The organism is Arthrobacter sp. H5, assembly GCF_000520595.1.
In the GTDB taxonomy this organism is placed as follows: Bacteria; Actinomycetota; Actinomycetes; order Actinomycetales; family Micrococcaceae; genus Arthrobacter_D.
The window spans coordinates 24,723-36,960 of sequence record NZ_KI915007.1 but is presented as its reverse complement, the minus strand read 5'-3'; the positions used below and the strand labels follow the sequence as shown (position 1 = coordinate 36,960).

17 protein-coding genes are annotated in these 12,238 nt (G+C 62.2%); 13 read left to right on the top strand and 4 right to left on the bottom strand.

Annotated features, from left to right (window positions below; genetic code table 11):
• The 3 genes from Y708_RS25505 to Y708_RS0115280 form a co-directional block, all read left to right on the top strand.
• Window positions 1-329: isochorismatase family protein (locus Y708_RS25505; protein WP_035776561.1), on the top strand; the 329-nt coding region annotated here is incomplete at its 5' end.
• Between the two features lie 61 nt (window positions 330-390).
• On the top strand, window positions 391-765 hold the full coding sequence (locus tag Y708_RS0115285; RefSeq protein ID WP_028280596.1) for a thioredoxin family protein: 375 nt from the start codon (window positions 391-393) through the stop codon (window positions 763-765).
• A 41-nt stretch (window positions 766-806) separates the two neighbouring features.
• Complete coding sequence (locus Y708_RS0115280; RefSeq protein ID WP_028280595.1) at window positions 807-1,106, top strand: antibiotic biosynthesis monooxygenase family protein; 300 nt, start codon at window positions 807-809, stop codon at window positions 1,104-1,106.
• Window positions 1,107-1,141: 35 nt separating this feature from the next.
• On the opposite strand, the gene Y708_RS25500 is transcribed toward Y708_RS0115280, so the two are convergent.
• Complete coding sequence (locus Y708_RS25500) at window positions 1,142-2,269, bottom strand: hypothetical protein (protein WP_216699810.1); 1,128 nt, start codon at window positions 2,267-2,269, stop codon at window positions 1,142-1,144.
• 384 nt (window positions 2,270-2,653) lie between these two features.
• Window positions 2,654-3,313 carry a class I SAM-dependent methyltransferase gene (locus tag Y708_RS0115270; protein ID WP_216699809.1) on the bottom strand — a complete coding sequence of 220 codons (660 nt, stop codon included), beginning with the start codon at window positions 3,311-3,313 and terminating at the stop codon, window positions 2,654-2,656.
• A gap of 96 nt (window positions 3,314-3,409) precedes the next feature.
• Here Y708_RS0115270 and Y708_RS0115265 point away from each other — a divergent pair, with 96 nt between their 5' ends.
• Window positions 3,410-4,846 carry a dihydrolipoyl dehydrogenase family protein gene (locus Y708_RS0115265; RefSeq protein WP_028280593.1) on the top strand — a complete coding sequence of 479 codons (1,437 nt, stop codon included), beginning with the start codon at window positions 3,410-3,412 and terminating at the stop codon, window positions 4,844-4,846.
• Between the two features lie 22 nt (window positions 4,847-4,868).
• Here the strand turns inward: Y708_RS0115265 and Y708_RS0115260 are convergent, their stop codons facing one another.
• Window positions 4,869-5,498 carry a CDP-alcohol phosphatidyltransferase family protein gene (locus tag Y708_RS0115260; protein WP_028280592.1) on the bottom strand — a complete coding sequence of 210 codons (630 nt, stop codon included), beginning with the start codon at window positions 5,496-5,498 and terminating at the stop codon, window positions 4,869-4,871.
• Window positions 5,491-6,171 carry a TVP38/TMEM64 family protein gene (locus tag Y708_RS25495; RefSeq protein ID WP_051479045.1) on the bottom strand — a complete coding sequence of 227 codons (681 nt, stop codon included), beginning with the start codon at window positions 6,169-6,171 and terminating at the stop codon, window positions 5,491-5,493. The genes Y708_RS0115260 and Y708_RS25495 overlap by 8 nt, the downstream gene beginning before the upstream one ends.
• Window positions 6,172-6,266: 95 nt before the next feature.
• On the opposite strand from Y708_RS25495, the gene Y708_RS30475 reads away from it, so the two are divergent.
• The 9 genes from Y708_RS30475 (at window position 6,267) to Y708_RS0115220 (ending at window position 12,202) form a co-directional block, all read left to right on the top strand.
• Entirely contained in the window at window positions 6,267-6,662 is a 396-nt protein-coding gene (locus Y708_RS30475; protein ID WP_216699808.1) for a type 2 periplasmic-binding domain-containing protein, read from the top strand.
• A complete protein-coding gene (locus Y708_RS25490) occupies window positions 6,560-7,510 on the top strand; it encodes an ABC transporter substrate-binding protein (RefSeq protein WP_343212981.1) in 951 nt (316 codons plus the stop codon). The genes Y708_RS30475 and Y708_RS25490 overlap by 103 nt, the downstream gene beginning before the upstream one ends.
• Complete coding sequence (locus tag Y708_RS0115245; protein ID WP_253905841.1) at window positions 7,423-8,301, top strand: ABC transporter permease family protein; 879 nt, start codon at window positions 7,423-7,425, stop codon at window positions 8,299-8,301. Before Y708_RS25490 ends, Y708_RS0115245 begins: the two co-directional genes overlap by 88 nt.
• The gene (locus Y708_RS25485) at window positions 8,298-9,125 is read left to right on the top strand and encodes an ABC transporter permease (protein ID WP_081746866.1); all 828 of its coding nucleotides are present in this window, start codon (window positions 8,298-8,300) and stop codon (window positions 9,123-9,125) included. Before Y708_RS0115245 ends, Y708_RS25485 begins: the two co-directional genes overlap by 4 nt.
• A complete protein-coding gene (locus Y708_RS25480) occupies window positions 9,122-9,694 on the top strand; it encodes an ABC transporter ATP-binding protein (protein ID WP_051479044.1) in 573 nt (190 codons plus the stop codon). The genes Y708_RS25485 and Y708_RS25480 overlap by 4 nt, the downstream gene beginning before the upstream one ends.
• The gene (locus Y708_RS27635) at window positions 9,691-10,182 is read left to right on the top strand and encodes a TOBE domain-containing protein (protein ID WP_051479043.1); all 492 of its coding nucleotides are present in this window, start codon (window positions 9,691-9,693) and stop codon (window positions 10,180-10,182) included. The genes Y708_RS25480 and Y708_RS27635 overlap by 4 nt, the downstream gene beginning before the upstream one ends.
• A 109-nt stretch (window positions 10,183-10,291) precedes the next feature.
• Window positions 10,292-10,756 carry a hypothetical protein gene (locus tag Y708_RS0115230; RefSeq protein WP_253905840.1) on the top strand — a complete coding sequence of 155 codons (465 nt, stop codon included), beginning with the start codon at window positions 10,292-10,294 and terminating at the stop codon, window positions 10,754-10,756.
• Window positions 10,753-11,553, top strand: a complete 801-nt coding sequence (locus Y708_RS0115225; RefSeq protein ID WP_028280589.1) for a Crp/Fnr family transcriptional regulator — start codon at window positions 10,753-10,755, stop codon at window positions 11,551-11,553. Before Y708_RS0115230 ends, Y708_RS0115225 begins: the two co-directional genes overlap by 4 nt.
• Window positions 11,554-11,659: 106 nt before the next feature.
• Window positions 11,660-12,202 (top strand): carboxymuconolactone decarboxylase family protein, encoded by a 543-nt coding sequence (locus Y708_RS0115220; RefSeq protein WP_028280588.1) that lies wholly within the window; start codon window positions 11,660-11,662, stop codon window positions 12,200-12,202.
• Window positions 12,203-12,238 lie beyond the last annotated feature (36 nt).

Genomic DNA, 12,238 nt, shown 5'->3' with positions numbered 1-12,238 from the left:
AGTACAAGCCATACATTCAGGATGGAAAGACCGTCGTGTGCAGTCCTCATAAGGTGTACGGACCCGAACAAAACGACCTGGTACTGCAATTGCGTAAGCGTGGGATCAGCAAAGTAATCCTCGCGGGAATGTCGGCCAACCTCTGCGTCGAAAGCCACCTACGGGAACTGTTGGAGCAGGGGTTCGACGTGGCTGTGGTCTCTGACGCCACAGCGGCCGCGCAGCACCCCGAGTTGGGAGACGGGTATGCCGCCGCGATCACCAATTTTAACTACATCGCGGGCGCCGTGATGACCACCCACGAGGCCCTGGCTGCTATCTCCGCCTGAACTTGGCGACGCCCTGGCAGCATTTCCTCTCCAGACCCCGTTCACTATAAGGAGTAATCCGATGGCAACCATTGACATCACCAGCAAGACCTTCGAATCAGTCCTCGACACCAATGAGATCGTCCTGATCGACTTCTGGGCCGGCTGGTGTGCACCCTGCCGCATGTTCGCCCCCACCTACAGTGCAGCGTCCGACAAACACCCGGATGTTGCATTCGCGAAAGTCGACACGGAAGCCGAACAAACACTTGCCGCGCAGGCTGGCATCAGCTCCATACCCACCTTGATGGCTTTCCGTGACAAGGTGCTGGTCTTCTCACAGCCAGGAGCGATCGACGCGGCCGCCCTGGAACAAGTCATCACCGATGTGAGAGCACTCGACATGCAGGCCATCCGTGATGGTCTCGTGGAGAGCAAATCCCGAGTTGGCAGCTAGCTGGTGAGACACACCAATCACACGACAGGCAGGACCAGTACATGATTTATGAACATGCTCAACTCACTATCCGTCCCGACGGGCATGAAGAATTCCGTGCGACGTATCCCGCTATCCGGGAGAACCTCCTGGGGGTTCAGGGGTGCCGGTCGGTAGACCTGCATCCCAGCGTCGACCAGCCCGACATCTATTTGCTTCGGGTGGGATGGGACTCTCTGAGCGATCACACCGAGGTTTTCCCCAACACCGAGAAGGGACGCACCGTCTTGGCCTTGCTACAAGTGCACGTCACGTCCGTGGGAATGATTCACTTCGACGCGGACACCGTGGATCCTCACTAGATGTCATGGGGCGGGTGGTCACCCGTTTCTGACTCTTAGAGGGAGCAAGTCCGTAGTTCCCTGTTTTCGGCGGGGTCCAGGACGGAATGTTGGGTGCAGGCGGGCACGAGCTGGCCCGTCTGCGGGTGGGCCATGGTGTACATGCAGGCTCCGAGCCGTTCCTGGGCTTCGCGGACAGCGGGGTCGCCGCTGACTTCACCTTGTTCCATGAGCGCCCACGCGGGCGCGACGACCTCGGAGTCCATGAAGTTATGCACAACGAAGGTTTTGACGCCGAGACTTTCGCTCCGCCACGCACGCCACACCGCCCGGATTCCTCCGGCTCGTTTGATAACGCGCCGACCGAGCCCGGCGAGAACAGCCACGTCGCCAGGGTGTCGCAGTGCTGCACGCAGGACACGCACTGCAAGGACCGGTCGCGGTTGGCCTCCGAAAAACATGCCGCTGTGGTGGTTGAGCAGACGGTCTCGTGCGGCAATATCTGCTGGGTCTGCCGGGTCAATGACGACCGCAAAAGTGCCCTCAGCCGATATTCCGGTCGCATAGCGGTTGCATCGCGGGTCACCGAACTGGGTGCCCTGCCAGGGCAGTTTCTGCCCGGCTCCCTGTTCAATCTGCTCCCACACGTCGTCGATACTGACCTCGTCGAAGTCCTCCTTCCAGTGGCGGTCGTCCCCCATGAAAGCAGCAGGCTGGAAAGAAAGCATCTTGTAGGGCATCGGTAGCACCGATGCGGTCACCTGAGCCACTTCGCCCAGGTTCGACGGGGTCACGGTCATGTTGTGGGCGAGATAGGACTCCACACCATAGTCCCGGCGGAGATCAATGAACATTTCCGTGAACTTCAGTCGGAAGGGTTCCAGTTCGGCTTCGCTGCCTGGCCGGACGGCGCCGCGTCGTCCCCTCATCAAAGAATCAAAATGAGCGGCGAAGGACACCCGGTCGAAGCGCGGCATCCCGTCGGGGCCGAGGACCACGGCCAGCAGATAGGCATAATCAAAATCGCCGTGGGTCATAGACATGGGTTCACGGCCGTTGGCTCGCATCGCCTCCAGCGCCGCGGCGTGGTCGTTCGGATCCAGGAGGCTCACCTCACCACCGATGAGCTGCGCATGGGCGCGGGGACCGCGGACACTGCGAAGATACTCCATCTGCCGGGCCACCTCGCGAAGGGTATGAGGTCCATCCACACGGACCTGGTTAGCCTCCGCCGAGTGGTAGCAGGGTGAACAGGTCAGATTACATTTGGGAAAACCCCGTGAGTCCCTTCGCATCCAACGGCCCCACGTCCCAGCAACTGGTTCGGGGTTCTGACGTGGTCAGGGAGAGCATCCCAGCGAGCCTGCATCGCGGCCCGGGACTCCGGGTGTACGGGTCGGGTGCGTAATTCCAGTTCCCTGAGGAAATCCGAAAACATGAGCTAATTCCTTCACCTGAAATCACTTCACTGTGTTGAGTGCGTGTCCTGCCTACCCTTGGGCCGGCACTTTGTTGCAGTCCCAGCGTCGCATCCCAGTGCCACAACCATACGCTCCTGCGGGTTGCGGTTAGGCGTCTGTGTTGCGCGTTCCGGTACGGATTTGCAGGTGTCCGCCACGGGCGGAGGCCGCCTTGACGTCGGCGCAGTCCCGCTCCACGGCCGTCCAGGGGTGGGCGTCGATGTCGGATCCGCCGAGCCAGCATGCCGCTTTAGCCAAAAGCGTCAGGGCTGCGGAAAGGCCTACTGGTTTTTGCATGTCCACCACGCATAGGGACGCCCCGGGAGCAGCGAGCGAGACCATGTTGGCCCACGCCGTTTCCCAGTCCTTCATGAGGGACAGCGCGTAGGTGGCCAGGATAGCGTCGGAGTGTGCCCGGCCACCCTGGGCTGCGATCCGGGAGCCGATGTCGGTGGGCGAAAGTTCGGTTGCGTCGGCCTGGATGAGGATGACGTTGGTCCATCCGTTGCGCTCCGCCCGCCGGCGGGCCTGGACAAGCATTTCTGGGCTGCGGTCGATTCCGACGATGGTGCCACCCGGGGCGATCTGGCTCTGGAGGAGACTGAAGTTCAGCCCGGTACCGCAACCGACGTCGAGCACCTGGGCGCCGGAGGGTTGGCGGAGCATTTTGATGCCGGTCTCACGGCCGGCCCGATAGACCGGGTATTCGCCGGACATCACATCGTAAAACGGTGCGAAGGTGCTGTATTTACCGGCGATCGGGATCACTCCATGGCAAGTCGTGGTTCCGCGCCCCGCGGAGTTGATGGTGAGAACAGCCTAGGCTAAGAGGGAACCGGGCCGACACATCGAAAGGGCAGCCTTGTGGAAGACAGCACCGAAGTAATTGATTTGTTGGTCATCGGGGGCGGAACCGCGGGCATTGTGGGGGCGAAAACGGCTGCTCGTCTGGGTGCCCGCACGGTGTTGGTGGAATACGCCCGAACTGGTGGGGACTGCCTTTGGACCGGTTGCGTACCGTCAAAAACGCTCCTCTCCGCGGCCGGAACCTCAGCCACGGAGCGGTCCCTTTCCGGCAGCAGCACTGATTTTGCTGCCGTCCGTCAACGCATCTCGAGCGCCATCGCCGCGATTGAACCAGAAGATTCCCCGGCAGCCCTCGAATCGGCAGGCGTCACTGTCATGTCAGGCAGCGCCCGCTTCACCGGCCCAGGTGAAGCCACTGTTGACGGCAGGAAAATCCGCTTCCGGCAGGCTCTCATCGCCACCGGCAGCGCACCAACACTTCCCCCTATTCCTGGACTAGATGACGCACCACTGGTCGTCACGTCGGAGACCATCTGGGACCTGGAGACCCTTCCGGAGCGCCTGGTGATTATCGGAGGCGGCCCGATCGCGTGTGAGCTGGGGCAGGCGTTCGCCCGGCTCGGCTCACAGGTGGTGATCCTCGCCCGCTCCGCGATCCTGCCCAAGGAAGACCGCGACGCAGCGGCCCTCGTCCGTGACAGTCTGCGGTCCGACGGCGTGCAGGTGATCGAGAACGCCGCCGTGGACCGGATCAGCAACGACAACGACGGCACCAGAACCGTGGTCCACACCAAGGACGGCCAAGAATACCCTGCGGACGTCATCCTCGCCGCGACGGGAAGGAAGGCCAGGACGCGGGGTCTGGGCCTTGACCTGGTCGGAGTGGACTGCGATGGATCCGGCCAGGTGGTGGTCGACGAAGCAATGCGGTCATCAAATCCGACTATTTGGGCCGCCGGCGATGTCACCGCGTACCCGGAGTTCACCCACCTTGCCGGGGTGCACGCCAGCACAGCTGCCTCCAACGCGATCCTTGGACTCCGATGGAAAGTCAGTAAAGTCATTCCTCGGGTCACGTTCACCTCCCCTGAAGTCGCCGCCGTCGGCGTCACCGAGGCCCGCACGAAAACGCATACAACATCAACCATCCAACACGCTCACACCGACCGGGCGATCACTGAAAACCAGACCAATGGGTTCACACGGATCATCATCGGCAAGGGCGGGCGCATCGTGGGCGGAACGATCGTCGGCCCGAGGGCCGGAGAGTCCCTGGCAGAACTCACGCTCGCCGTGGACCAAGGGCTCAGCACCCGCGCCCTGTCGGGCGTCACGCACCCTTACCCGACTTACAACGATGCGTTGTGGAATGCGGCAGTAGCCCATGCCCGGTCAGGGCTGGAATCACCGGCTGCGAGGGTCGCTGTCAAAGCCCTGGCTGGTCTGAACCGGTGGCGAACCGACCGGTTGAAACGTCAAAGGAACGCGCAGTAGCAGCGGCACGTGTCGAGTTCTATCAGGCGAGGGCTCGGTAGCCAGCGAAGATTCGTTGTGCCGCACTGATCATGACCAGGGCCGCCCACACCGAGGCAATGTGCCAGGCAGCGGCTGGGAAGAGCAGCCACAAACTATGGATTAGGACGGTTTCGGCTCCTTCCGCGAGCCCGCCGAGGAAGGATAACGACCGTCCATCGTCGATCTGGCGCCCATTCTTCTCAGCGATGGAAGAGAATGCCAGAAACACGCTGCCGTTGATGTAATAGGCGAACAAAACCAGAAGAAATGGGAGCCAGGGGGCTCCGAACTCTGCAGTTACGCCTACTGCTACGCCGATGACGGTCGCGCCGTACACGAAGAAATCGGCGGAGATGTCCCAGAACCCGCCCTGCCCCGAGTCGTGCCCAGAACCCGATTGTTTGGCCCGGCGTCGGGCTAGCGGTCCGTCCAGGCCGTCCGCGAGCCGGCACAGCGCCCAGGCGATGAAGGCGGGTAACCACCATTGGACTGCGGCGAATCCTGCGGATGCTAATCCGAGCAGAAGGTTCAGTCCGGTCAACCGGTTCGGGCTAATCCATGGCACATCCAGGGCTGCTGCCGCACGGTTCAGCAGAGGCGCCAGGAGCGGCCGTAGCCGGGTATCAAACATTTGTGCTCCTTGTTTTTCGTCGGGATCGGACGGCGAGCATGACTCCGGCGAGGGTCAGTCCGCCCAGAACCGCCACTGCCAGTTGGGCTGGCCAGCCCAGTTCGAGACCAAACGCTCCCAACGCCAGGAAACTCACCGTCCCGGGAAGAATCCCGATCATCGTTCCAAGGAAGTAGGGCCACCATCCGAGCGCTGTCAGTCCTGCAGAGTAGTTGATCGCGGTGAATGGCAGCACCGGGATCAGCCGGACCCCGATGACGGCCGCGAATCCCCGTTTGGCCAGAAGTGCATCAACTTTGGCAATGCGGGTGCCGGTGAGCCTTTCGACCGCGTCCCTGCCCAGCGCGCGCCCCAGCCAGAACGCGGCGGATGCTCCGGCCATCGCGGCACAGTAGACGATCACCAGTCCCGGCCCGAAACCGAACAAAATGCCGGCCGCGATGGAGAGGATGTTCTTGGGAAGCGGTGCAAGGGTCAGGGCTGCGTACCCGGCCATGAATCCCACCGGCCCCCACCAGCCGGCACGGTCTACCAGATCGCGCATCTCGTTCACGGGCAGGATCGGCACGAAGAGAACAACGATGGTTGCCCCGATAATGACGGTAACTAAAATCAGGAGCTTGCGGATCGGTTTCGCAGACCGGGGTTGGCCGTGCACATGTTCTCGCCGCATAGTTTTCCGCAATCCGCTGCTCAGGTACCGGTTCGGGCGTCGGTCCGCTATCGAGGATACTTGAAGCTGCAGACCCGACCTTCGAAGGATCCCCCGTGCACCCATCTCTCAGCCCGGCACGTTGGCGTTCTCTTCTGCCTGTTGCCGCGATTCTCGCGCTAGTACTGACAGGTTGTTCAGGCGCCAGCGTTGAGCCCGCCGAGGATTTTGGAACCTTCGACGAGGTTCTCGCCGCGGCAGATGGTCAGACCGTGGATCTGTGGATGTTCGGAGGAGATGCGAAAGGCAACGCCTACGTCGATGACCTTCTGGCGCCCGCCGCCCAGGACCGGGGAGTCACACTGCGCCGCGTTCCTGTCGCTGACGCCCCCGACGCGCTGAACCGGGTATTGAGCGAGCTCCAGGCCGGCCGTGCCGACGGCCCGGTGGACCTGATCTGGGCCAACGGTTCCACGTTCAGTACCGGCAAACAGGCGGAAGCCTGCTTCTAAACGATTTCGGCACCCCCGTGGACGGCTGCGAAGCTCCCTGGCATAAAGCACAGTTCACGTTCTTCTACAACTCGGACGCCATCACCGACCCACCCACGTCTCTTCAGGGCATCCTTGACTGGGCCCAAGCGCATCCGGGCAGGTTCACCTATCCGGGACCGCCGGACTTCACCGGCAGCGTCTTCCTGCGCGAGGTCATGCTCAGCACCGCCGGCGGAGCCGTCCAGGTGCCGCTCACCTACTCCGACGAAGCGTTTGCCGAGCACGCGCCCGCAGCGCTACAAGCCCTCACGGAGCTTAAGCCGTCGCTCTGGAGGGAAGGTGCCACCTACCCCCGGGACGAGCAGGCGCTGAACACTCTCTCCGCCGACGGCGAAGTGGACATCGCCATGACCTACGGCCCTGCCACTCTCACCGATCTGGTCGAATCGGGAGCTTTACCTCCGTCGACCAAGGTTCTCACCCTGGAGGAGGGCACTGTGGGTAATGCGAGCTTCCTCGCGTTGCCGGTGAACGCCGCGGATGCCGCGGGGGCCATGGTGGTCGCCAACATTGCCCTATCGCCCGAACAGCAGGCCGCGAAGGCAGATCCGGGAACGTGGGGGCAGTTCACCGTCCTGGACACGGATCTTCTCACCCCAACCCAACGAAGCCTCTTCGACCAGCTACCGGAATCGCCGATCGTCCCGGATTATGAGGAACTCTCACGCAATGCTCACGGTGAGTTGGCTTCCGAATGGGTGCCGGCTCTGAATGAGGCGTGGCGGCAAGACGTCGCTTCAGCTCCACGGCCGGGAGGCGGGCGCCGGTCAAGGGACGGGCTGCCCTCCTGGCCCTGCCGGCGGTAGTCCCCATCGTCGTCGTTGTTGGGGTATCGCTGACCGCAGCAGGGTTGCAAAGCGTCGGACTGATGCCCTTTTTCGGTCCTCCCCAGTTCAGCGCGGACGCGTGGGCCGGTGATGCTGACGAGCTGGTCCGTTCGAGCGCTATCTCCCTTTACATTGCTGCGGTTTCCACTCTGCTCTCCTTGGTGGTGGGCTTTGTGCTTGCCGCCTATGTGCTCGCCATGCCCAGAACGGGTCGGATAGTTGAGACTTTGAGTGCCGCAACGATTCCTATTCCGCATGTGATCGGGGCAGGGGCTATCGGGCTGCTGCTCTCTGACAGCGGATTCCTTGAACGACTACTCGGGATGCCCGACGCATTCCCAGCACTGGTTTCCGGGCCGTGGTTCGTGGCCGTCATCGCCGAGTACGCGTGGAAAGAGTCCGCATTCGTAGCCCTGGTCGTCCTCGGCAGCATTTCGCGCTCCGTCGGAGACCTCTGCGACGCGGCGGCCACTCTCGGCGCGTTCGCGGGTCAGCGTATCATCCGGGTGGTCCTGCCCCTCGCGGTGCCATCGCTAGCAGTTTCTGCCGCCATCGTCTTCGTGTACACCCTCGGCTCGTACGAAGCCGCGTGGCTGCTCGGACCCACCACCCCCGAACCGCTTCCGGTCCGAGCCGTCAGGTTGTTCACCTCCGTCGATCTCGCTGCCCGTCCGCAGGCTATGGTGACCGCCCTGGTATCCGTGGCCGTCAGTGTAGCCGTGATCAGCACGGCGATCCTGGTACTTCGCCGTCATCGGAGCTTGCGATGATTCCCGTCCTGCAGCCAGCGTCACCATCGATGCGCCGCACCCTGCCCGGCGGGTTCCCCATGCGGGTCATCCTGGGTTGCTTGCTCGTAGCGTGGATCGTGGCGCCGATGGTGCCGGTACTTTTGTGGTCGGTCGCCGGTCAATGGCGTGCCCCGACCGTCCTGCCGTCGTCGTACTCGTTGCAAGGGTTCGCCGACCTCGCCACCGCAGACACTGCCCGGGCTGCCGTGTCTTCGCTTTCGCTGGGGCTGGGAGTGGCCGTGATCGCGACACCGCTGGGCTACCTGGGAGCACTCGCCGTACGCGCCTTACCTGCCATCCCTAGCCGCTTCGTCGAGTTTGTTCTCCTGGTCCCGTTAGCTATCCCACCGTTCGCTTTGGTGATGGGCGTGAACATTGCTCTCCTGCGGCTCTACGTGTCACCGACACTAGGGGTGACCCTGGTCCTGGTAGTGACGGCACTGCCCTACACGGCCTTCATGTTCCGCAGCGCCCTGGCAAGCTACGACCACCGCTTCGAGGAGGTGGCCCGCTCACTGGGCGCCTCCCCCGGACAGGCCACCCGCCATGTCCGTTACCCCCTGCTTGCCAGCGCAGCCGCCCGCGCCTTTTTCCTGGCCTTCCTTGTCGGCTGGGGCGACTACATCTCCACCTTGCTCATCGGTGGAGGACAACTACGCACCCTGCCTCTGCTGCTGGGATCCGCTGCCTCGACGACCGGAAACGAACAACTCACCACAGCACTATCGGTGGCCATCATCATCCCTCCCTTGATCCTGCTCGCAGGACTCACCCTGCCCGCGGCAAGGAAAAGACGACAATGAGCTCCCACCTCGAATTCAACGACATCTCGCGCTCCTTCGGTGACACTGAAGTACTGCATCAGATTTCCCTGACCGTTCAGTCATCACGCTGTGTGGCATTACTCGGCGCCTCCGGCAGCGGGAAATCCACCCTACTGAGGATCGCCGCAGGCCTGGAGGATCCATCCTCGGGTGAGGTGGTCGTCGATGGTGAGAACCTGAGTGGTGTCCCATCTGAACAGCGTGGCGTCGCCCTGGTGTTCCAGAAACCGCTGCTCTTCCCCCATCTGAGCGTGGTCGATAACGTCGCGTTTTCCGCCAGAATGGCCGGACAGTCCCGCAAAGCGTCCCGGGATCATGCCATGGCGTACCTGGAACTGGTGAAGTTGGCAGACCTCGCGCACCGCTCACCGGGACGGCTTTCCGGCGGGCAGGAACAGCGCGTTGCACTGGCCCGGGCACTAGCGAGGAACCCCCGCATCCTCCTCCTCGACGAACCGTTCAGTTCCCTCGATTCCAGGCTACGGGACGAGATGTACTCGCTGATGGACGATATTCGCACCGAACTCGCCCCGACAATGTTCTGGTGACCCACGACCGCCGGGAAGCATCAATCATCGCCGACTCGATCGCGGTCCTTGATAGCGGGCGGATCCTGCAACACGGTCCCGTCGCCCAATTGCACTATCAACCGGCGACACTGGCAGTCAACAGAATTCTGGGAGGCCTCAACGCCGTACCAGGCAGGCTAGCCCAAGGGGTCCACCACTCAGCGCTGGGCCGATTCCCCGTGCAGCCCGGGCTCAGGGACGGTCCCGCGTTCCTCACCGTCCGACAGGAAGCCATCCGCATCATCGGGCCCGCGGACGGACCAGCAGCGGGAACCGTGACAGGGATCAAATCGTTAGGCGCCCACACGTTAGTCCACGTCACCAGCCACGGACCAAACGAACCCACCGGACCCAACGGACTCGCACCAGCGCTCACCGTCGAAGTCTTAGGCGACCCCGACATCGGGATAGGTCAACATGTCGGGTTGCAACTCGTCAACACCACCGGGTGGGCCGTCACCCAGTAACAACTGGGCGCACTATTTCGTCGTCTGAGCCCTCTGTGTCCTGAATTGCAGAAGTCTCGGTTCTGCCCTGTCTATTCTCGGTAGGTACCTACGAAGGGAAGGCAGGGACATGGCTTCAGCACATAGCGGGACACGGGCGAAAAGATCCACAGACACCGGCCCGTCCATTGGCACCCGAATGATGGCCGGGGCTTTAGGCGGTCTTGCTGGTGGGATCGTTTTTGGGTTCCTGATGGCCATGATGGGCATGTTGGGCATGATTGCCTCACTGGTCGGGTCAAGTTCGGCGATCGCCGGTTTCCTGGTCCATCTGGTGATTTCGGTCCTGATCGGCCTCACGCTGACGATACCCGGTGCTGGATTGCTGAAAAGAGGCTTGATCATCAGCGCCGTCGTGGGCCTTGTCTACGGCATGCTGTGGTGGGTTCTTGGTCCGCTGTTGATCATGCCTACCATGATGGGCATGCCCATTTTCTCCCTCGACGCAGGATCCGGTGCCTCGCTGATGGGGCACGCAGTCTATGGCCTTATTCTGGGACTAGTGGCAGCCCTGATCATCCGGCGCGGCCGATGACCACGCCCAGGCTTAAGGCCGCCTGCTCCACCACAATTGTGTCCGCCGCCAGCAAACCTACGACGCCCTGGGCGCCACACGAACGGGAGAGAGAATCTTTGGCCGAAACCGGGGAGCCCTTCAGCTGCCTCAACGCCGTGGAGTTATTCGCTGACCTCACGACCGAGGACATGGATACCCTCGACAGGATGTCTCCGCCTCGACTCTTTCACAGTGGCGAACTCGTCTTCAGCCAGAGTCAACCCATCAAGGCCCTGTTCATTCTCAAAGCCGGGCGGATCCGGATTTTCCGGGTTGCCGAGGATGGGACAACCCTCACCATCGCAATCCTTGAACCCGGAGCGGTATTCGGTGAGATGCTGCTCGTAGGCATGCAAATGTACGACAACTATGCCGAAGCGCTTGAAGAATCAACCGTGTGCCAGCTCAGCGCAGCAGAGGTCGAAAACCACTTCCTCTCAAACCCCAAACTGGCGGTGAAAATCTCCCGCCTACTCGGCGAACAAGTAGCCCGGTTGGAAGAACGTCTTACGGACATGGCCCTGCGCCCCCTTTCAGCTCGAACCGCAGCGACCTTATGCAAACTCGCCGACGCCGCCCCCCGCAACAGGTTCACGCACTCCGTCGCCGTGAAACTCACTCATGAACAACTTGCAGGACTGCTCGGAGCAACACGCGAAGCCACCAGCAAGACCATGTCTGACTTCGCCGCTAGAAAATTGCTCAGGCAAGGACGAGGCCGGATCATCATCGAAGACGCCGAAGGACTGCGCCGAATCTCCCGCACCACCTTCTAACCCCTCGGGCACCGCAACGTCAGCCCCAACGCCAAACTTTCTGTCGTGCCCGCGACAGCCCGCCACCTCATCGTTTTCTGTAATCACACCAAAAGAAGGAATACCCATGACCCGTATTACCATCCACACCCCTGAAACCGCCCCCGAAGAAAGCCGCAACGAACTCGCTGCCCTGGGGAAACAGTTTGGGAAGGTCCTCAATATTCACGGCGCGATGGCCCACTCCCCCGTTGTCCTGCAGTCCTACGTGGCGCTTCAGCAGGTCATCGGCGACTACGGCACGTTCGACGCACGCACCCGGGAAGCCATTGCCCTGGTCGTCGGCAACGTCGACGAGTGCACCTACTGCCAGTCCGCACACACCATGGGCGCCAAAGCCGCCGGGCTCACCGAGGATCAGACCATCGCGATCCGCAAGGGCGAGATCGACTTCGACAACAAACTCGCGACTCTCCTGGAACTGGCCCGCCAGGCCACCGCAAACAAGGGAGCCGTCAAAGACGCAGACTGGCAAACCGCCCTAGACGCCGGATGGTCCGACACCGAACTCACGGAACTCTCCACCCACGTGGCCCTGAACCTGTTCACCAACTACTTCAACCACCTCGTGGAAACCGACCTGGACATCCCAGCCGCACCAAGCCTCTAACTCCCCCATAAACCCATGTAGACCCTGCCGTCCGTT

What these genes read in the sequence shown, in the direction of transcription:
- Y708_RS0115220 (WP_028280588.1), top strand. Translation starts at nt 11,660, where the DNA reads ATGACCCGTATTACCATCCACACCCCTGAAACCGCCCCCGAAGAAAGC.
- Y708_RS0115280 (WP_028280595.1), top strand. Translation starts at nt 807, where the DNA reads ATGATTTATGAACATGCTCAACTCACTATCCGTCCCGACGGGCATGAA.
- Y708_RS25480 (WP_051479044.1), top strand. Translation starts at nt 9,122, where the DNA reads ATGAGCTCCCACCTCGAATTCAACGACATCTCGCGCTCCTTCGGTGAC.
- Y708_RS25495 (WP_051479045.1), bottom strand. Translation starts at nt 6,171, where the DNA reads ATGCGGCGAGAACATGTGCACGGCCAACCCCGGTCTGCGAAACCGATC.
- Y708_RS0115225 (WP_028280589.1), top strand. Translation starts at nt 10,753, where the DNA reads ATGACCACGCCCAGGCTTAAGGCCGCCTGCTCCACCACAATTGTGTCC.
- Y708_RS0115260 (WP_028280592.1), bottom strand. Translation starts at nt 5,498, where the DNA reads ATGTTTGATACCCGGCTACGGCCGCTCCTGGCGCCTCTGCTGAACCGT.
- Y708_RS0115230 (WP_253905840.1), top strand. Translation starts at nt 10,292, where the DNA reads ATGGCTTCAGCACATAGCGGGACACGGGCGAAAAGATCCACAGACACC.
- Y708_RS25485 (WP_081746866.1), top strand. Translation starts at nt 8,298, where the DNA reads ATGATTCCCGTCCTGCAGCCAGCGTCACCATCGATGCGCCGCACCCTG.
- Y708_RS0115285 (WP_028280596.1), top strand. Translation starts at nt 391, where the DNA reads ATGGCAACCATTGACATCACCAGCAAGACCTTCGAATCAGTCCTCGAC.